Annotated in this window: 14 protein-coding genes and 1 pseudogene; 4 read left to right on the forward strand and 11 right to left on the reverse strand. The window is 54.9% G+C overall.

Annotated features, from left to right (window positions below; genetic code table 11):
• Positions 1–12 precede the first annotated feature (12 nt).
• From SCARR_RS15715 to SCARR_RS15735, 5 genes are all read right to left on the reverse strand, one after another.
• Entirely contained in the window at positions 13–1,191 is a 1,179-nt protein-coding gene (locus SCARR_RS15715; protein WP_136062621.1) for an efflux RND transporter periplasmic adaptor subunit, read from the reverse strand.
• A gap of 118 nt (positions 1,192–1,309) precedes the next feature.
• Positions 1,310–1,957 carry a TetR/AcrR family transcriptional regulator gene (locus tag SCARR_RS15720; RefSeq protein WP_136062622.1) on the reverse strand — a complete coding sequence of 216 codons (648 nt, stop codon included), beginning with the start codon at positions 1,955–1,957 and terminating at the stop codon, positions 1,310–1,312.
• A gap of 520 nt (positions 1,958–2,477) precedes the next feature.
• The gene (locus tag SCARR_RS15725; protein ID WP_136062623.1) at positions 2,478–6,029 is read right to left on the reverse strand and encodes an SIR2 family protein; all 3,552 of its coding nucleotides are present in this window, start codon (positions 6,027–6,029) and stop codon (positions 2,478–2,480) included.
• A 142-nt stretch (positions 6,030–6,171) separates the two neighbouring features.
• Positions 6,172–6,483, reverse strand: a complete 312-nt coding sequence (locus tag SCARR_RS15730; RefSeq protein ID WP_136062624.1) for a HigA family addiction module antitoxin — start codon at positions 6,481–6,483, stop codon at positions 6,172–6,174.
• Positions 6,484–6,502: 19 nt separating this feature from the next.
• Complete coding sequence (locus SCARR_RS15735) at positions 6,503–6,796, reverse strand: type II toxin-antitoxin system RelE/ParE family toxin (RefSeq protein WP_136062625.1); 294 nt, start codon at positions 6,794–6,796, stop codon at positions 6,503–6,505.
• A 227-nt stretch (positions 6,797–7,023) separates the two neighbouring features.
• On the opposite strand from SCARR_RS15735, the gene SCARR_RS15740 reads away from it, so the two are divergent.
• Complete coding sequence (locus SCARR_RS15740) at positions 7,024–9,147, forward strand: DNA topoisomerase IV subunit A (RefSeq protein ID WP_136062626.1); 2,124 nt, start codon at positions 7,024–7,026, stop codon at positions 9,145–9,147.
• 199 nt (positions 9,148–9,346) lie between these two features.
• Here the strand turns inward: SCARR_RS15740 and SCARR_RS28230 are convergent, their stop codons facing one another.
• Positions 9,347–9,520: a hypothetical protein gene (locus tag SCARR_RS28230; protein WP_168433357.1), complete on the reverse strand. Its 174-nt coding sequence runs from the start codon at positions 9,518–9,520 to the stop codon at positions 9,347–9,349.
• A 133-nt stretch (positions 9,521–9,653) separates the two neighbouring features.
• On the opposite strand from SCARR_RS28230, the gene SCARR_RS15745 reads away from it, so the two are divergent.
• A complete protein-coding gene (locus SCARR_RS15745; protein WP_136062627.1) occupies positions 9,654–11,039 on the forward strand; it encodes a C39 family peptidase in 1,386 nt (461 codons plus the stop codon).
• 90 nt (positions 11,040–11,129) lie between these two features.
• Positions 11,130–12,161 (forward strand): hypothetical protein, encoded by a 1,032-nt coding sequence (locus SCARR_RS15750; protein WP_136062628.1) that lies wholly within the window; start codon positions 11,130–11,132, stop codon positions 12,159–12,161.
• An 11-nt stretch (positions 12,162–12,172) separates the two neighbouring features.
• Here SCARR_RS15750 and SCARR_RS15755 read toward each other — a convergent pair whose 3' ends face one another.
• A complete protein-coding gene (locus SCARR_RS15755) occupies positions 12,173–12,850 on the reverse strand; it encodes an ion channel (RefSeq protein WP_136062629.1) in 678 nt (225 codons plus the stop codon).
• The gene (locus tag SCARR_RS15760) at positions 12,847–14,271 is read right to left on the reverse strand and encodes an efflux transporter outer membrane subunit (protein WP_136062630.1); all 1,425 of its coding nucleotides are present in this window, start codon (positions 14,269–14,271) and stop codon (positions 12,847–12,849) included. The genes SCARR_RS15755 and SCARR_RS15760 overlap by 4 nt, the downstream gene beginning before the upstream one ends.
• Positions 14,272–15,032: 761 nt before the next feature.
• Here SCARR_RS15760 and SCARR_RS15770 point away from each other — a divergent pair.
• Positions 15,033–15,542, forward strand: a pseudogene (locus tag SCARR_RS15770) (efflux RND transporter permease subunit); the annotation flags it as partial.
• Positions 15,543–15,681: 139 nt separating this feature from the next.
• Here SCARR_RS15770 and SCARR_RS15775 read toward each other — a convergent pair.
• The 3 genes from SCARR_RS15775 to SCARR_RS15785 all read right to left on the reverse strand — a co-directional run bounded on the left by SCARR_RS15775 (position 15,682) and on the right by SCARR_RS15785 (position 19,652).
• A complete protein-coding gene (locus SCARR_RS15775; protein WP_136062633.1) occupies positions 15,682–17,352 on the reverse strand; it encodes an aspartate:alanine exchanger family transporter in 1,671 nt (556 codons plus the stop codon).
• Between the two features lie 15 nt (positions 17,353–17,367).
• Positions 17,368–18,489 (reverse strand): VanZ family protein, encoded by a 1,122-nt coding sequence (locus tag SCARR_RS15780; RefSeq protein WP_136062634.1) that lies wholly within the window; start codon positions 18,487–18,489, stop codon positions 17,368–17,370.
• Positions 18,490–18,551: 62 nt separating this feature from the next.
• Complete coding sequence (locus SCARR_RS15785) at positions 18,552–19,652, reverse strand: VanZ family protein (protein ID WP_168433358.1); 1,101 nt, start codon at positions 19,650–19,652, stop codon at positions 18,552–18,554.
• Between the last annotated feature and the right edge of the window lie 239 nt (positions 19,653–19,891).

Genomic DNA, 19,891 nt, shown 5'->3' on the forward strand with positions numbered 1-19,891 from the left:
GTCGCGTCTCCGTTAGTTCGTTTTTGCAGGAGCGGAACTCGCGGCATCGAACGGAACCGCTTTTACCGACACTCCGGGCCGTACCCGTTGCACCCCTTCGATGATAACCCGATCACCGGAATCCAGCCCCGACGAAACAAGCCATCGGTCGCCAATGGCGCGATCCAACGAAAGCATTCGCTGAGCAACCTTTCCTTCCGCGTCTACAATCAGCATATAGGGTTCCCCTTTTTGCGTGCGAGATACACATTGTTGGGGCACAAAAACCGCCGTTTCATTGACCCCTTCTTTCAGAACCGCACGAACAAACATGCCCGGCAAAAGTGCGCCATCGGGATTCGGAACCACGATCCGCAGGATCACCGACCCGGTCGTCGGATCCACCGTGATGTCACGAAACTCCAACGATCCTTCCTCCGGGTAGGGAGTGCCGTCTTCCTGAATGATCACGACCTTATTCTGGCTCGCGCCGTCAGGGTTGAGTTGTCCATCCGCTAGGCGGCGTTTCAACCGCAACATTTCGGTGGTGGATTGGGGCACATCCACATAGATTGGATCAAGCTGTTGAACGGTAGCCAGGGACACCGGCTGGTATGCGGTTACCAGCGCGCCTTCCGTTACGCCGGATCGACCAATGCGCCCTGGAATCGGGGCCTTGATCGGGGTGTAGGACAGGTTGATCTGCGCACTCTCCATCGCCGCCATGCTAACACCTAGCTGGCCTTCCAGCTGATGCAAGGCCGCCAGCGCATCATCGTAATCCTGCTGCCCAACGGCATGGCTTTCCACCAGTTTCTTAAACCGTTCCTCCCGTGATCGCAACGCAGGGAGATTAGCCTCCGCCATAGCAACCGCAGCCTTGGCCTGATCGTACATCGCTTGGTAAGGAGCGGGGTCAATCTGGTAGAGCAAATCCCCTGCATTGACATCCGACCCCTCCGTAAACGCACGCTTCAAGATAAGTCCATTAACCTGCGGACGGATTTCCGCCACCCGATAGGCCGCCGTTCGCCCCGGCAATTCCATGGTCAACACCAAGCGTTCCGTCTCGATCGTCACCACGGAAACCTCGGGCGGTGCTGCCTGTTGCGTCCCTTGGGATCCATGCGGACCACATCCACCCATCAGAAGAGCGGCAGCGACCGCTGCGGCAAAAACCGCTACCGGTTGGTTTCTTTGCTGGTTAAGCATAATAAAATATCCTTGTTGTTGTTTTTATACAAATCACATCATTAACAATTATTACAAAAATCTTGCTACCATTTGTTGTTCCCGGCTCTCTCTCTTTTCCCGTCTAACCATCGCGCGCCTAATCCACCGGAAGCCCCAGCAGCAATTGGGTTTGTCGCACCACCAAATCCTCCATGATCTGGAGGTATCTTTCCGAATACTTAGACATCTTTAACCGTTTCAGAATGGTCGACATATAGTTGGCATGCGAAAAAATAGGCATCTTCACGATCAAATTGCGGAGAAAAGCCTCCTCTTCGCTAATCTCCGGGTCAAGCACCCGGAAAAACTTGAGCATAGCCACCGAGTCTGGCTTCAAAATCTCCCGTTCGAAAATATCGTACAGCGGTCCCTCATACTGAAGAAGTTGATAAATAACCTGCGAATGCCAATTCGGTTTATCGGTGCGAAACAGCAGGGTGATCTGCCGTTGGATCATTTCTCGAACAAGCTCCGAAAGTTGCTGGGGCGAAACATCCTCCGCCTCCAATTGAGCCATCCCCTGCCACGATGGAGATTCAACAAAGTCGGCAATCGCGGTTTTGACCACCGCCTCGAACAACCCATCCTTCCCTCCGAAATGGTAGTGGATGCTTCCGATGTTCTCTCCCGACCGCTCCGCAACAGCGCGGGTCGAAATATTGTCAAAGCCTAATTCTGCCGCCAACTCACCAGAGGCATTGATCAATTTTGTTTTAGTCCCTTCTGCTGCTGAATATTTAGTCATGCAAAACCTCTACGCATTTAATCAGTCGACCTAATTTAGTCGTATGACCTGACTTGTCAACCAATTAAATTTGGTTTTTCGCACGCTTTTTTTGTGAACTGAGCCTTATTTGACCGGATAATTACTGGTTCGGTTTGTTTTCATCTGATTAGTTTTTATTCCTGTTGAAACGTGCTGTTAAGAGGCATCACGCCCGTGCCTGCCTCGCCCAAAACGCCAATGAACAGACGCATTGAGCGGACTATGCATCTTACCGTTCATTAAATGCTCTAGCAGCCTGTCGGGGTTAAGGCGCCGCCCCAAGCCCAATCTCTCGAAACTGACGAACGTATTCGAGATATAGTCTAGGATTGGAAACAATCATCAAAAGTTTTCTGATTAAGTCCAAGCTACATGCTTCTAGAAAAAGTCAGAGCATACATGGGTAAAAACACGCCCGACCGGCACGACTTTATTATGGACAACCTCGTCGCCGACGTAGAGATGCTTTGAAGATGATTCGTAGTTCGACGCGCATCGTTCAGGAGGTACGGTTTGCGAGACGGAAGAGTCTACGGTATTCCGGTGCTTGTTTCAGCGCAGGTTTTACCAAGGTGATTTGATCAAGTATTGCTGGCAACACCTGCCATGCTTCATTCAGCTTGTATTGGTTGGGCACAAGCCGGTGGAGCAACCTCAAAAAGGCCTCAGGATACTTGCTAATTCGCGCATCGATTTCGTCTTGGAAGAGACTCAGGTCGCCGAAACAATAAATTTTGGTAGGAACCAAAAACGGCAGCGCCAAGTCAACGGCTTTCGGAAAATCCTCGCCGGTTTCCAACACAGCGTCGGCTAGCGCTGCCGATAAAGTTTCCGTCTTGCAACGTCGATCCTTGGGCCAGCCATTTTCCAGAAGCGGTTTGAGATAGTCTCTCCAAAACGGGGTCAGCCGTTGCACCACTTCGCACCGTCCTTCATCACCGAGGTTGCGCAAAAGTTGACTCGCTTCGGGGAAGGAAATGATGTCGTACATGTCGATATAGAATTGTGCGAACAACTTGGGTGCATTTTCATACCAATCCCATTGCGTGCAGAAAGAGGCTGCCTCTAAAAAGGGATTTTTCAAATAGATGTAAAGTTGCTTATGCATATTTTCCAACAGATCCATCTCGAGGAATCCGCTCCAAGCAGCATTGGCCGTGTCACCAGAAAAGCGAGGTATAAGACATTGCAGTGTCCAGTCAGCATTTACCGCAAACAACCCTGTCAACTTCGTAGCTAAGGCGCAGGTCACTTGTTGTTCGGTTTCACCACCCAACAATAGCGATTGCTCAAATCGTACTAAATCTATCATCGGACTGATCTCGAGTGCTGTTTGCACCATCAAAAAAATCGGTTTCCTCGAAAGATCAAGATAACTGCTTGAAGCAAGAGGATCACAGCTGGCTGTTCCTGAAATTTCATGCGAAGACATGGATTGACTAATCAATAGATCGAAATATTGAACCCACCACTCCAATGCTTCCGTGTAGTTCTCTTGGGCATGCCGGGGAAGGTGGCGATTAAACCACTGAGACAAATAACGGGAGATCGCCGCTTGGCTTTGATTTGGCAGACCAAGAAAATATCTTGCAATGGTTCGTCGATCCTCTGCTGAATGCTCTGCCCGGTCGTGTAAAGCCAGTCTGCCCCAAAACTCAGCGTAGTTGCCTTCTGGATCCTTGGCTTTGAGGAATTCCATTGCCTGGATTGGATTGCGCTCTACGAGCACCTCAAAGCCACTGGCAGTCTGCCCACCTAATCTGGGCACCGTTTTAATACCCAGATCTTTACTCATCATTTCTATGAATAGTTTTGTATCTTGTTGCTCAATTAACCGGATTGCTTCGAGCGGGTCTTGCTCGATGTGCATTTGCGTGGCACTCGAAACAGAAATTCCCTCTTCTACAATGCTGCGCCATATCCGCTGAGCGCGATTCCATGCTTCATAGTGATCGTCTTCTGTAACGGTCTCGGCAGGGGGGTGCAGTCTGCATATCCTTTCTTCAAGGAGCGTTTTTTGAGCATCGTCGAAATCATTCCAACGCGCCTTCAATGTCTGCATCCACTGGCCGGTCACATTTGGATTTTTCACAGCGGAATTGAAGAGTGACATTAGCCCGTCGAAGGCTTCTGCGGAAGAAAACAGATCGACGCGACTGTAGGCATAAACCCGAAATTTATCGAAAAAAAAGGGTTCGTTTCGCGGCCAAACGAACACCTCGGCCTTGGCCTGTTCCGGTGCTTTTCCGCAGAGTTGATCGAAAACCTGACAGGTTTTGCCCCAAGCGACTTCCCTTACGGGATGGTGCCTTTTCTCTCGGCCATTCGGCCAATCAGGCAAACGCCAACTTCTGGAACGATCTGGGAATTGAGCCAGCAAAATAGCCGCTTGTTCGAGTGCATTCCGCAACATGCGAAACACCGTGTGCAAACGTTCCGCAGTCATTTGATTGGCTCTGAGTTTAGCAATGTAGTTTTTATGGAATGGTAGAACCACGCAGAAATCGACTGCACTGCCGGGGGTATTCCAGTGCTCAGGATACAAGGATTTGGCGAAAATATCTTCGGAACGCTTTGCCTCGATGTGTGGGGTTAGGCAGACCTGCATCTGACCAAAGAAGTAGGGGTTGCAATCGGGATCTTGGATTTCCCGGCAAACCGAATCCCACTCGGCCATCCGATTTTCCCGATCAGCGGTGAACGCTTGCATCAGTGATCGCCAGCAATCACAAGCGGCATCTTCTTTGAATGATTGCGATTGGCGTTCAACTCTCCTCTCAAGGGCACTTTGAAGCGCTTCGGGTAGAACTTTTTGTCCGGCCGCCCACCAGGCGGTGATCGGCAAGTCAAGATGCGCACAAAACCAAGGGGCGAGTGCGTTGAATCGGCTATCGCGCTCTTGCCACGTCGATTCGGATTCCTCTTCTAAATATCGTTCGCCGGAAAGTCCGAACTTGGCCAAGTAGTCGAATCGGGAATCTCCCATCAAATTGGGGCTCCTTCGCCTAATGGCAGGATCGAAGACGCAGATCCATTCGGCAGGAGGAACGGGAGTCTCCTCGTTAAAATGGCGGCGTCCTTCCGGGGTTTCAAGCCAGAACAGCACCTGCTCGCGCTCGAAGGCGCGCAGTTCACTCGGCTTGTGCGCAACCAGATCGACCATCTTCTGATGCCATTGTTCAGGATGGCATTTTTGCTCCTGCCACACTCCGAGGGTCTCCCATAGATCGTCATATTTGGCAACGGGAATAGCGGTAACGCCCTTGTTGTCCCAATTCCGCCCGACTTCTTTCCCCCCTCTTTCTTCGAAAGCGTAGAGCGGATAGTCTTCTCCGGCGGCATGCAATGCCTGTAACAGGAACTTGACGGTGGAGTCGGCAGCCGAATACCCAATGAAGACAATACTTTTCCCGCTTTCGAGCAATTCTTTAAGGAAAAGGGTCGCCCAACCTTCGGAGAGGTAGGCTCGCCCGAAGTCGGACGAACTGAAGATGTATCGACCGGCATCGGTGTTCTGCAAACGACCGTGCAGATAGGCGATGCCGGTAAAGGGGTTCCGGCGGTGAACTCGTGGGAGGCGAGGAGCCACATGGATATCGGTTACAATTCCTTGCCTTTCAAATAAAATGTCGATGTTGGTAGTGATCAGTTGAGGATGCTCGCCAGAAGCATTACGAGAAAGCTCCAGCAAGGTGGTATGCGGATCGAGACAGTCCGGCTTCGGATCGGTGGTTTTTTGAATAATCCGAACCATCTCGCATTCGACCTGTTCCGTACCGAATTCATCCTGTAGTTCCTGATAAAGGTCGGCATAGGGCACCGGCATATCGGCAGGGAAGCGATCCGCGTCGTGATAAAAAGAGGTCCATTCCCGAATACGGGCGCCGGGCGCGGGATCAAGCGCGGCGATCAATTTTTCGGTCAGCGTCTTGAACCCATCCACGCCTACCTTTTGAGAAACCCCGGCCCCGCAGAAGAAGACTACATCACCTGCCGAACAGGCATGGATTAGCTCATTGGGTATGGTTGGACCGTATTCAATAAACTGCATTGTTTAGCTCCCGGCAACCAGGACAAAGTCACCTCTGGAAACGATCATCAAAAGGTTTGTGATTAAGTTCATATTGCAAGGCAAGCTGCATACTTTAAGCAAAAGTCAGGATACGGTGGATTAATGACGGGATTGACAAGCGCTAAGCCGCGTGGTGGACGTGTGTCTTGATGGTTTTCAACTCGTTTTCCTCGGCCAGCCGGGCGTGGTACAGGTCGCAACGGGTTTGCAGATTGATCCAAAAGCCTTCGGTGGTGCCGAAAAACTTGGCCAGCCGCAGCGCCGTGCGGGGGGTGATTCCCCTTTTTCCGTTTACGATTTCGTTGATCCGCTGATAGGGCACATGCACCGCCAAGGCGAGATCCCGCTGGGAAATCGACATGGGCACGAGGAATTCCTCCAGCAGCATTTCGCCGGGATGGGCCGGTTTTCTATATTTGGGTATTCTAACCATAGCGTCCTCCTGTTCCGTATCAGTGGTAATCCACGATTTCCACCTGATCTGGCCCTTCATGAGTCCAAACAAAGCAAATGCGGTATTGATCGTTTATCCGTATGCTGTATTGCCCTTCCCGGCTTCCCCGCAATACTTCCAACCGGTTGCCGGGCGGTATGCGCAAATCGTCCAGTGCGCATGCGGAATCAAGTTGTTCTAGTTTTCGTGCGGCTATCTTCCAGAGTTTTACCGGACACGCTTTTCTAGCCGTCTTGCTGCTTTTCCCGTCAAAGATATCTTCCGCAACCTGGGTTTTAAACGACCGGATCATGAAAACACGGTAGCACGGGTATCATGCTACAACAAGCCGTTTAATTCGACAGCGCTAGAAATGAGTTGAGCAGACAGCGAAGGTCGGATAGCTTATAGGGCTTTTGATTCTCGGACTATTATTTGCACCATGGAAGAACGCAAACAATAGGCACAGGGATGGTGTAAAATCGGATTTCCACGCTGCGGAAAAGCCGGCACCGCAACCGACATAGAGACATTTAGAACATGACCAATAAGAAAAAAGACGAAGAACTGCACCTGTTTGAGGATGAAGCAACTGACGCCCCCAAAGCGGCGGAGGCCGATTCGGCTGTTGAAGAAGAGGCTTGCGGCGGCGACGAGCTCCCGCCAGTAGAGGAAGGCCCCCGCAAGTTCGACCCGCTCCATACGGAACATGGCCCGCTAAACCACATGATCCGCTCCAACTTTCTGGAGTATGCCACCTACGTCATCTGCGACCGCGCCATTCCCGCGCTCGAGGACGGCCTCAAACCGGTGCAGCGACGCATTATGCATGCGCTGAAAGAGAAGGACGACGGGCGCTTCGTCAAGGTCGCCAACATTGTCGGCCACACGATGCAGTACCACCCGCACGGCGACGCATCGATCGCCGATGCGCTGGTGACGCTGGCGAACAAGCGCTACCTCATCGAAGGCCAGGGAAACTACGGCAACCTCTTCACTGGCGACCGCGCGGCCGCCTCCCGTTACATCGAGTGCCGCCTCACCGAACTGGCCCGCAAGGAGCTCTTCAACAAAGAGCTGACGGAATGGATCTCCAGCTACGACGGGCGCAACAAAGAGCCGGTCAGCCTGCCCTGCAAGCTGCCGCTGATGCTGATGCTCGGCGCAGACGGCATCGCCGTCGGCCTTTCAACCTGCATTCTGCCCCACAACTTCATCGAGTTGCTTGAAGCGCAGATTGAAATTTTGCGCGAAAAGAAACGCACCCCCGTTGAGCTCAACCTCCTGCCGGACTTCCAGACCGGCGGACTGATGGATGTCTCCGACTACAACAAGGGCAACGGCAAGGTGAAGCTGCGCGCGAAGATCGAAATGCGCAAAAACAACCGGCTGGTCATCACCGAAGTGCCGCACGGCACCAATACCGAATCGCTGACCTCCTCCATCGAAGACGCCGTGAAAAAGAAAAAGGTGGCCGTGCGCGCCATCGACGACTTTACCGCCGAAAAGGTGGAGATTGAACTGACGCTCTCCCCCGGCGCTTCGCAGGAGCAAGTCATCCAAGCGCTGTATGCCTTCACCAAATGCGAGACCTCCGTTTCGAGCCGGCTGATCTGCCTGCGTGAAAGCCGGCCGGTTGAAATGACGATCGACGAAGTGCTTCGCGAAAACACTGCGCAGCTGCTCCGCATCCTGGAAGGCGAGCTCGAGCTTCGAAAAGCCAAGCTGCTCGACGATTTCCACAGCAAGACCCTCGTACAAATCTTCGTCGAAAACCGCATCTACAAAAAGATCGAGCAGTGCAAAACCTACGAAGCGGTCTACAAGGCCATCTACAAAGGGCTTGAACCGTTCAAAGGGCAGCTCCGCCGGGCCATCGTTGATGAAGACATCGAAATGCTGCTGGGTGTTCGCATCAAGCGCATCTCACTGTTCGACATCGAGAAAAACCGCAAGGACATCGAAGACATTCTCGCCGAGCTGGCCGAGGTGGAGAAAAACCTCAAGGCACTCAACGGCTATGCCATCCGCTACATCAAGCGGCTCATTAAAGAGTACAAGAGCCAGTATCCGCGCCGCACCGAATCCGCCTGCTTCAAGGAAATCGAAGTGCGCGAACTAACCGCCACCGAGCTGCAGATCAAGCGCGACGAAAACGGCTACATCGGCACCAACGTCAAAGGCGAGACCCTCCTCGAATGCTCCTCGCTCGACAAGCTGCTCGTGATTTGGTCGGACGGCAAATACAAGGTCATGCCGCCGCCGGAAAAACTGTTTGTCGACGACGGCCTGGAGCGGTGCGAAATCTTCGACCGCGACAAGCCGTTCACCGCCGTCTACACCGACTCGCGCATCACCTACATGAAGCGCTTCAAGATGGGCGGCGCGATCATGAATCGCGAATATTTCCTGACGCTCGGCGAAAAATCGAAGCTGCAGCTGCTCATCGACGGCACGCCGGAAGGCATCTACGTCAAATACCGGCCGGCCAAAGGGCAGCGCATCCATCAACAGCGCTTCACCCCGTCCGACATCGCCATCAAAGGCGTCAAGAGCCGCGGCAACCGCATGACGACCAAAAGCATTAAATACATCGGTGATGAGCCCGGCCGCTGGTGGGACCATGACGACGAAGGCGCCATGCCCGACGGCGTGCTGCTGTAGAGCACATAACAAATGAGTTGTCGTAGAGCCGAAACTCAGCTGCGAAGCAGCGTGGCTCCGGCTTTCGTGCCGTGATTGCCGGATCTACGGGCTTCCTCCTTCGGGCTACGGCAGACAAGACGCCCTAAGTTCCGGCATTACCTTCTACGGCACCTCATTCGTGAAATGCTCTAGCCAACATGAGAGGCTAAATGGAAGTCTATCCCAAGGACATGCAGACACACGATGCGGCATAAACTCTCCCGTTGCCCTCCCTCGTGCCGGGCGCGTCTTCGGCATCGGATGCATAAACACCGAACTGCCACCAACCAAAGAGATTCACATGCACGGCAGGGCGGCCATTCTTGCCTTGTTCGTCACGACCATCAGCCATGCTCAAGATACCGTTGCCCCTCTCTCACGGCGACGAGGAGATCCGAGACTATCTTGAAGAACTGCTTGAAACTGCCGACGAAGATTTTGCATGGTGGATAAAAGCAACCTTGCAGCATATGGAACCCTGAACCATGAAACACATCATAGCCTACTTCTTCATTGCCCTAGCCGGCGCGACTACCGCCCATGCGCGCAGCTGGACGAACACCCAAGGCCAGAATGTCGAAGCGGAAGTGGTAATGGTCAACCCCGACAACACCGTGGTGCTTAAGACGGCCCGGGGCAAGGTGGTTACGGTTCCGTTCAGCACCTTTGTGGCCGAGGACGTCCAGCATCTGGAATATCTGCTTTCGCGCAAAGGGCGCGGCAAGCTGCATGCCGTTCCGTGGAACGAACTGAACGAGCTCTTCGGCCTCGAAATCTGGCAGGACGATCTGCTGTGGGACGACCCCACCGCAGCAACCGCCGAGCGCATGAAGCTGAAGAAGGAATCGAAAACCGACTTCATGGAAAACCACCGCGCCTATCCGCTCGGCAAGGAAAAAGTGCTCAGCGAACCCGTCTACACCACCGTCCTCTACGGCGGGGAAAACCATGTTGAAAGCCTGTCGTTCGTTTTCCTCAACCAAGGCGATATGCCCGTGCCCAGCGGCTATGTCAGCCCCGGCACAATCAAAGCGATGGCCGAGCAAATCGAAGCCGCCGGCATGCGCGTGCACGACGCCTTGGTTCCCGCCCTCGGACAGCCCAAGCGCGACACGCTCGGCAAAGGCGACCTGCGCGAAAAGGTATACCGCTGGGACTGGAACGGCCACGCGATCATGCTTTCCATGCAGGACGGCAAATACGCCGCCATGCGCATCATGCCCGCCGACCGCGCCGACCGGGCGGGACGCGTCGCAAAGATCACCGAAAGCGATCTTAAAAAACGCATGGCCTCCTGCGTCGAGCGGCGCGAAAACGGCGACGTCGTCATCCGCAACATTCCCATGATCAACCAAGGGCCCAAAGGCTATTGCGTTCCCGCCACGTGGGAGCGCTGCCTGCGCTACATGGACATTCCGGCCGACATGTACCTGCTTGCCCTCGCCGCCAACACCGGCGTCGGGGGCGGAACCTCTGCAAATGCCATAAACGAGGCCACCGGAAGCCTCATCTCTGCCAACGGGCGCGAACTCGACGCCATCGGAAGTTCGCTGGACCCCGAAACAATAGCCGAATACATCGACGACGGCCTGCCGATCATGTGGTACCTCATCAGCACGCCGGACTTCCAATGGACGGCCAACCAAAACACCGCCCAACGCAACGGGCGGAAATTGAAGAAAAAAGTCAAAGCAGGTCAATCCGAAGACGACAGTTCTGGCGGCCATATCTGCCTGATCATCGGCTACAATCTGCAAAGCGGGGAGATTGCCATCTCCGACTCCTGGGGCCCGCGCTTCGCCGAACGCTGGGTGCCCGTCAAAGCCGCCCGAAACGCTTCCCAGGGATTCATGTACGTCATCAAGTGGTAGCCAAAACGTTCAGCATTGAACGCGGGGCAGCATCTGCTATGCTCCCCGCAGATAAATCGTGATGAACGGCCTCGGCTACTGGAAATACGGATGACATTCAACCGACCACTTTCAAGACGCGTATTTGCCGCCGGAATCAGCTGTGCGGGCCTTGCATTGGGCAAGGAACCGACGCGATGCGAGGTCTGCGGCGGGCGCTTTCGAAAACAGTATTGGACGTATGAAGGTCGCAAATGCTGCTCGCAGGCGTGCGTCGACCGCCTCCGCCCCAAGTGCTCCGTCTGCGGTGCCGTCATTCGCGGCCAATATGTTGGAGCTAAGGAAAACATCTATTGCAGCGAAGCCTGCTTCAAAACCACGCTGCCCAAGTGCGAACTCTGCAGGGGGCCGATTGAGCAAGGGTTTACCTTGGGGCGGCACCAGTATTGCAAATCGTGCGTGGACAAATGCCCGACGTGCTTCTCGTGCGGCCTGCCGGCCGCCTATCCGACCCGGCTGAAGGACGGCCGGGAAATCTGCGCCAACTGCATGCGCTGGTCGGTCACGCAGCAGGAAGCCGCTGAGCGGCACTACGAGACCGCAAGGCGGCAGCTCGAAGCGTGGACCTCGCTCCCGCTCGAATCCGTGCCCCGGCTGGCGCTGGTGGACCGCGCCGAAATGCGGCGGCTTTCCGGATCGCTTCGGAAAACCGACGAGCCGGTTTCCATTCGCGGGCTGTACAGCCGGCAGGTCACGGTGACAAAGCACAAATTGTTCGGGCTCTGGAAGGAATCATCCACGGATGAAAAGGAAACGATCTATATTGTCGACCACCTTCAAGACGAGGTGTTCCGGACGGCGGCGATGCATGAGTTGATGCATGACCTGATCCACGAACATTTCCCGCGTTTGGAGGATGCACCGCTGTGGGTGCACGAGGGGATTTGCCAGCAAGCAGCCGCAGAATACTGCAGCCGGCGCGGCTATGGCGACATTCTTTACGGCATTGAAAACTGCGACGACCCCGACTATGGCAACGGCTACCGCTACATCAACCGCATAGCGAGGTTTCAAGGCTGGAATGCGCTGCGCCGCTGGATGGAAACAGTGGACGTGGCCGCGCTGCCGCAAACCGCGCCGTAGCCACGGAACAATCAAGCGTCGCCGGCGACCTTGTGCAAAATCTGAAGCGCGATCAGGCGCGCAACAATCACCGCCAAAAAGATCTGCCCGGTGACGGCTTCCATAATGGCATAGGCGCGCGCTGGAACCGTCTGCGGCGTAATGTCGCCATAGCCCAAAGTGGCGAGCGTGGTGAAACTGAAATAAGTGGCCCACGTTTCGGGCCCTTCGATCGGCACGTTGAAACTGGCTGGATTGATGTGGTGAAAGAGCGTAAAACCCACCGCCCAGGTGAAGCCCATGAGGAAATAGGCCGAAAGCGCGCCGCACACCTTGTCAACCGTAACGGGAGAGCGGTCCAAGACATGACGCATGATGCTGATGAAAATCAGAAGCAGGTAAACCAGTTTGAACGACAGCATAAAGGTCTCGAACCCGCCACCTTCGATGTGTTTAACAATAGCGGTGCTCTCAATTAATACGATCAGCGCCGTGAACAGCACCATGACGGAAAAATAAATTCGGGATACGCTTATCGCCCTCAGACAACTGATGACCACCGCAATGTTGATCACATCAGAGGTGGTTCTGGCTATCCAGCCTTGGGGCAGCACGGGGAGCACTAGAAACAGCGCGGCAAAGACCAGCAGCATAATGCTGAAGCGCCCCTTCAGAAACCCTTGAATAAGAATCGAAGTTTCGGTCTTCATTCACCGGACTCGGGTTTCCAGCCTCCCCCTAGCGCCTTGTAGACGCCGACCAAATAGGCGCTGACCAAGCCCTTGCTGGTAGCGAGTGCGTCCTGTTGAATCAACTGCGCCTGTTCCATGTTGAGCACGTTTTGGAAGTCGGTCAGTCCGGACTTGTAGAGTTCGGCAACCAAGTCGACTGACTTCTGCGCCGATGCAGCGGCGGAGGTAAGCGACTTGATCCGGTCCAGCTCATTGGCGTAGGCGGACATGGTGTCTTCGACCTCCTCAAGCGCAAGGAGAACGGTCTGCTCGTAGGCGTGCAGCGCAGCCTTGGTGGCGGCTTCTTCGGCATTGATCTGGCTGCGGATGCGTTTGCCGTTGAAAATGTTCAAGCGCACCTGCGGACCAAAGGCATAGGCGGTGTTGCCGCTGGAAAAGACATTGCCGGAGGTATAGCTTTCAAGCGTCAAGGAGCCCGGCAGGGTCAGCGTGGGATAAAGCTCGGCCTTGGTTGCGCCGATGCGTGCGTTCTGCGCCGCCAGTTCGCGTTCGGAACGGCGTATGTCCGGACGCTGGCGCAAGAGCTCGGCGGGAAGCCCCACCATAAATTCTCCAGAAGCACGAGGAACGGGCTTCACCTCTTCCAGTGTCTGCATCAACGCATAGGGCATTTCGCCAACCAGTACACTCAGACGGTTAATCGCTTCAATCAGCTGCTGCTTGAGCGTCGGGATGCTTGACTCGGTACGAGCGGTGTTAAGCTCGGCCTGGGCCACATCCAGCGCGGGCACGAGGCCGGCATCGAAACGGTCGCGGGTGTACTTCAAGGTTCCCCGCTGCAATTTAAGGTTGTTTTCGGCAAGCGCAATGCGCTCCTGCAAGGTGCGGACGTTGATGTATTTCGCAGCGATGTCGGCATAGAGCACCACCATAATATCGCGGTAGTTTTCGACAGTCGCTTGAAGCGATGCATCGGCAGATTCGACGGAGCGGCGAACCCGGCCCCAGAGGTCGAGCTCCCACGCCATGGTCAGACCGGCCTGATAGAGTTCGTCCGTCCGGTTGCTGCCTGAAGCGGTTTGGTCTTTCGTAGTCCGGAAAGCGGTCGCGCCGCCGACGCCGGCGATCTCGGGGAAATACTGGCTGGCACTCACACCGCGCAACGCGGCGGCCTCTTCAATACGGGCGGCGGCGGTTTTAAGATCCAGGTTATTGGTTGATGCGCGGGAGATCAGGCCGTTGAGCGTGTCGTCGCCAAGCACGGTCCACCATGTCTGCAGGTCGGGATCGCCGGATTTAAATTCATTTTGGACGGCTTCGTTCCATGCATCCGGAACGGGAGTTTCGGGCTGTTCATAGTCGGGCCCCACCGAGATGCATCCACTCAACGAAACAGAAACCACAACAACGCACATAAACGGAACAAAAACATTCTTCATGGAAACTCCCTAATGCACTCAACTTAAGCTTTAATGTAATTGGATAGTAGAAATGGCAGACAGGCAAGTCAAAGCCTAAACCACAGAGTTATCCACGTCTGGACGAATCTTGGGCGGGAGTTATTTGAGTTCAACCAATACTTGCGATCCAGCCTCAGCAATTCTAATTATGGATTGAAGCGACAGCAACAGGCGGGTCGGCCGCATTTTTTTTCATTTAGGGGCTGCTTGGCCGGCTTTTTTCTGCGTTTATTGCTCCCGTATGGAAGGCTTTGACCAGATTATCGACGAACTCCGCCGCACGTTGGCCCTGCTCCCCGACAAGCGGACGGGAAGCAACACGCAGTATTCGATGCCGCAACCGCAAGCCGACCATCTGGGTCAAAGGCGATCCGCGCGTTGGCGAAGCCAGTCAGGTTCTGGCTAAACTTCAGCCCAGAATTATCGAGGAGGTTAAGCTTCCCCCGGGATACTCTCTGGAATGAGGCGGTGAATATGGCTCTCCGTTAATTTTTATGGAGAACGTAGGTTTTCGACCGGATAACAGGATCATCGGGATGACTCTACTATGAAGGCCGCTCTATCCTGTCGACCTTCCAATTCCCCCTTCAATCCCTCCTGGCGATACGGGCAAGTCATTGTAAGGAAACACATTAAAAGCCATTCTCCTGCTGATATACAGGATTTGATCCGGTTCATCCTGTTATCCCGTCAAAAAGATTTCTCCGATTTCTCCACCACAAAATTCCACGAAGAACCGTGAATATGAAGATTCCGCAAAGGCTCAGGCCGGATTGGCGAGCAAGCTTCCCGTCATTGGAATTTTGATTCTCTTGATTGTCATCTCGCTCTTCAACTCGCTGCGCAAGCCCTTGGTCATTTTCCTGATGGTTCCGCTGGCGGTGATCGGGGTGACCGTCGGCCTGCTCTCCATGAACCAGCCCTTCGGCTTCATGGCCCTGCTCGGCTTCATGAGTCTGGTAGGCATGCTCATCAAGAATGCGATCGTACTGGTGGACGAGATCGGCCTGCAGGCCTCAGAAGGAAAAGATCCCTACCATGCGGTTGTTGACTCCGGCCTGTCGCGTTGCCGACCGGTTTCCATGGCGGCCACAACCACCGTCCTTGGCATGATTCCACTCGTGCCCGACGCGTTTTTCGTATCGATGGCCGTAACCATTATGTTCGGTCTAACCTTTGCGACCGCACTGACCTTGGTCGTGATGCCGGTGTTGTACACCGTCATCTTTAACATCAAGTCGCCGAAATAAAGGTCCAATAACAACCGGCAATCGTGGCACCGGATTCCGATCCGGTGCCTTTTTTTGCTTCTAGCAGAAACGCCGGATCGGACGCGAAGCGAGGCTTGAGGAACGAAAGCAATGAAATGGCAATCCGGCGCCACGGCTACTACAGCAGTCGAACAAGCAACGCGCCGGCAAAGGTTAGCAGGACGTTGGCAAAGGTGTAGGTCCCTGCATATCCAAGCGCTGGAACTTCGCTCTTAGCCGCACTGGTTACCACGTTCAAGGAAGGCGTGCTGGTCATTGCACCCGTAATCGAACCCAGCAGAATGGCCGGATTCATCTTCAGCACCTTGCTGCCGAAAAAATAGCCGATGCTCACCGGAACCAATGTAATGACGATTCCCGCCAGCAGCAGCTGCGGACCGGCGTTCATGAAACCTTCAACAATGCCGGAGCCGGCCTTCAGGCCCACCCCCGCCATGAACAGCACCAGGCCGAACTCCATCAGAATGTTGCGCGCCGCTTTGGGAACGCCGCCGAAGGCGGGATACATGGAGCGGAAGTAGCCAAACAGAATGCCGACCAGCAAAAGGCCGCCCGCGCTGCCCAGCCCGATGGAAACCGACCCGAGTTTAAGCATCACCAGCCCCAGCATGATGCCGCCCAGAATTCCAACGGAAAACACGAACAGATCTGTTTCGGTTTCCTCTGATTCTATCCGCCCCATCCGCTCGGCCAGCTTGTCCAGATGCCCGGCTTCGCCGGTAACGCTGACCCGGTCGCCCTTATTGACCACTACATGGTCTTCGATCGAAAGGTTAATGTTCGCCCGCGTGAGGGCCCGGACAAAACATCCGTAGTTCTGGGCAATCCCCAGTTCCTTGAGAGACTTGCCGGAAAACTCGCTCTTGATGACGACGATCTCCTTGGTGGTGATGTCATAGCTCAACAGTTCCGGATCGAGGACTTCCTCGCCAATATCCGCCTCGCGGTCTTCATGCACCTTCAAACTAGTCACCAACGACAACACATCCGCTTCTTCAAATACCACATCGTTGGCCGCCTCGATGATTTTTCCATTGCGCCGTATCCGCAGCGGCACGAGGTTTTCGCCAGCGGCCCGAAGCTCCGCAACGCTTCTTCCGCAAAACTTCGCGGGAATCTTATAGGCGCGAATCAGCGGAAGATGTTTGGCCTCGCCGGACAGTTCCGTCTTTCTGGTAAAACCCTGCTCTTCCGCCAGTTTCCGGGCTTCGGCCGGAAGATCCAGCTTAAGCAGAACGGGAATGTAGCGAATAAAAGCAATCAGCCCCACCGTACCGAAAATATAGGTGATGGCGTAGCCGACGCTGAGATTCTGCAGCGCTTTCTCGGTCGCAAGGCCGTCCGGAAGCGACGCCATGGATCCGATCGCATCCTGAGCGCCGACCAGCGTGGGCGTACTCGTCAGCGCGCCGGCCAGAATCCCCGCATTCATGCCGAACTCAAGATCCAGTACGAGGCCGAGCAGCACCACAATGCCCACCCCGGATACCGCAACCACGATCGACAGAATAAAATATTTCAGACCGTCCGTCCTGAACACGCTGAAAAAAGTCGGCCCCGCCTGCAGCCCCACCGCAAAGATAAAGATGGTGAACCCGAAGGTGCCCAGCGTGGGGCTTGCAACAAAACCGAGATGCCCGAACAACAGGCCGACGAGCAGCACGCCCGTCGTCGAACCCAGCTCAATCTTTCCAATCTTTACCCGGCCGAGGAGCAGCCCCAGACTCACAACCGTAAAAATCATGAGTGCCATATTTTCGTTGAACAGCTTGTGCAGGTCAATTTCCATGGATCTATCTCCCGTTCATTCACTGCTTGAAGTCTTCAGCTTTAATACCGTCCTGCAAGCCGCCTTCGCAACCACAAAGAGCACCACCGCCAAAAGCATGCCGTAGATGTCGGTTCGCAGGTCGCTGATTCCGGCGGCGCGGTCGAGCGTTAGGTTCTGCAGCGCTTCGGTGATGGAAGCAAAAATAAAGATATCGAACGCGACCTTAAAATAATAGCTCCGGTGCTGCCGCTCGAGCGCGGCCGACCAATAGACCAAAAAGCAGAGCGAGGCAAACAGCAGGAAGTGACCGGAGCGGTGGGCGTCGCCAACGAGCTCGTTAAACTGATCCATGTGCTTTAAGTCAGGCGACGGCTTGGCCGGCTTGGCCGCCGGCAGAATCGTCGGCGACGGCGGTTTTTTTTCAACCGCTTGAGCCACCTGTTCCTTGGCGAATTCGGACGACGCCTCGATCCACTTGCCCGGCATCATGGCGCCGGCGAGAATGGCCAGCGCGTTGAGCAGAATCAAAACATGCAGCTTCCGGCAATGCAACCGGCAGCGGATAAAGTAGAGCGCGCCCATCCAGAGCCAAAGCCCGGCAAACAACGCCCGCCACCAAGCAAATGAATCCCGCAGCCTGACCGGCTGCGCCTCGATGGAATCGAACCAGGCCGTGCCGGACTTGCCGCTCTGTTGGATGACAAAATCGGTATGCGCCGCCTCGGGCAGCATTTCGAAAACGTCTTCGTGCGCTTCCCAACCCTTGGTGTCTTTTTCAGCCACTACGCCGTGGGTGCCGGGAATCCATTTATTGTTTTCGTCGTACTGCAGCACCATCACGCGAGCGCAGTTCCATCCATATTTTCCCTCAACGACGTCCTCGACCTTGATGCGCGCACGAGCGCGAATGAGCTCACAGCTGTTGGCACCCGGCATGCGGAAATAGACGCTGGCCCGTTTTCCAGAAGCTGGAACATTGAGCGTAAAAAGCCCATTGGTTTCGGTGCAGTCTCCAACCAGACGGTCGGCGTCGGCCAAGGACGGGCTTGCCAGCAAGACGGAACCGGCTGGTTCGTAGCGGTCATAGAAGCCCCAGAACAGCAATGTGACAGCCAGCAGGATCATCGCCGGCAGTCGCGTTTTGAGTTTTTTCATCCAGTCGTTCATGCGACGGGAAAGATAGCACCCGGCACACGAATGCCGAATCTTTTCTCGTTCTAAGCCACCCGGTTGCGGGCACACCATCGCCAGCATACCCGCACCACGGAAAACAGGACCATCGCCGCCAGCATGCCATAGGCATTGCAGAGCAAATCAACCACATCGACCGTGCGGTCCGGCGTGAGGTATTGGAGCGCTTCGGTCACACCTCCAAACAGGAGCATGTCAAACGCCACGGCCAGGTAGTGAAAAGGATGCAGCCGTTCAAGCGCAACGGAAAGTAGCACCAGAAAACTGAGCGAGCCGAAAAGCAGGAAGTGCCCGACCGATCGGTTCACGGTGCCTACAACATGGTCGACCAGATCAATATCCAACCCCGCCGTGACCAGATGCTTTTGCAACTCTGGCGCTTCTGAACCATGGGCGCATGAAAACTGATCCATGATGCTATGAATCCTTCCGGGGGCTTGCTGCAACCAGGTGTTGGGCATGAGGACTCCCACCAAAATCACTAGAGCGTTGAGCAGAATCAAATGCCCAAGCCGGCGCGTGTGCAGACGGCATCGGCGGAAATAGACCACACCCATAATCCCCCATGCCGCGGCAAAAGCCATCTTCCACGGGCCGGCGGCGCGCGCTTTAACCGGATAGGCCGCGATGGAATCGAACTGCGCCGTACCGGATTCGCCAGACTGCAGCAGCACCACCTCGGCGCTGACCGTGGAGGGAAGGATGAGATAGTCGTTGAGGAACTCAGTCCAGCCGAAGGAACCGGCGCCATACATTCTGCTTTCGGTTCCAGCCACCCACTTCCCCTCAATGTCACGTTGGACGAGCACCAGCCGCGCGCAACTGGAATGATACCTTCCCCGCACCACGTTTTCCGCACGGATCCGACCGCTTAGCCGGATTGTTTCGCAGCCTGCGATGCCGGATAGAACGAAACGCACAACCGGTTTAATGCCGGATGCCGGCCTCCGTAGCGTAAACACCGAATTGACCTCGGAGCAGTCGCCCTCGGCAACGGCCGCATCGGCCAGCGCAGGCGAGTCAAGCAGGACGGGACCATCGGGTTTGCAGGGATCGTAGGAACCCCAGAAAAGAAATGTAGCCGCCAGCAGTACCATCACCGGCAGCCGCATTTTAAGTTTTTGCATCCAGTCGTTCATTCGAGGGGTAAGATAGCACCCGCCGCACAAATGCCGAATCTTTTCTGGATCAAGCCAGTTGATGGCCGCCAAGAGGCTCAGAAAGCACGAAGACCAAAACAAAAGGGTCTTTGTGCCTTTTTGCGGCCACCCATTATAGCGTTAGTTACTTCCGTTTTAACTTCCTACCATTCTGCGTTCCTTAGCGAACCATCCTTTGCGTACGTGATTTGAGGACAGGATGATTA

Source organism: Pontiella sulfatireligans (assembly GCF_900890705.1).
Classification (GTDB): Bacteria; Verrucomicrobiota; Kiritimatiellia; order Kiritimatiellales; family Pontiellaceae; genus Pontiella; species Pontiella sulfatireligans.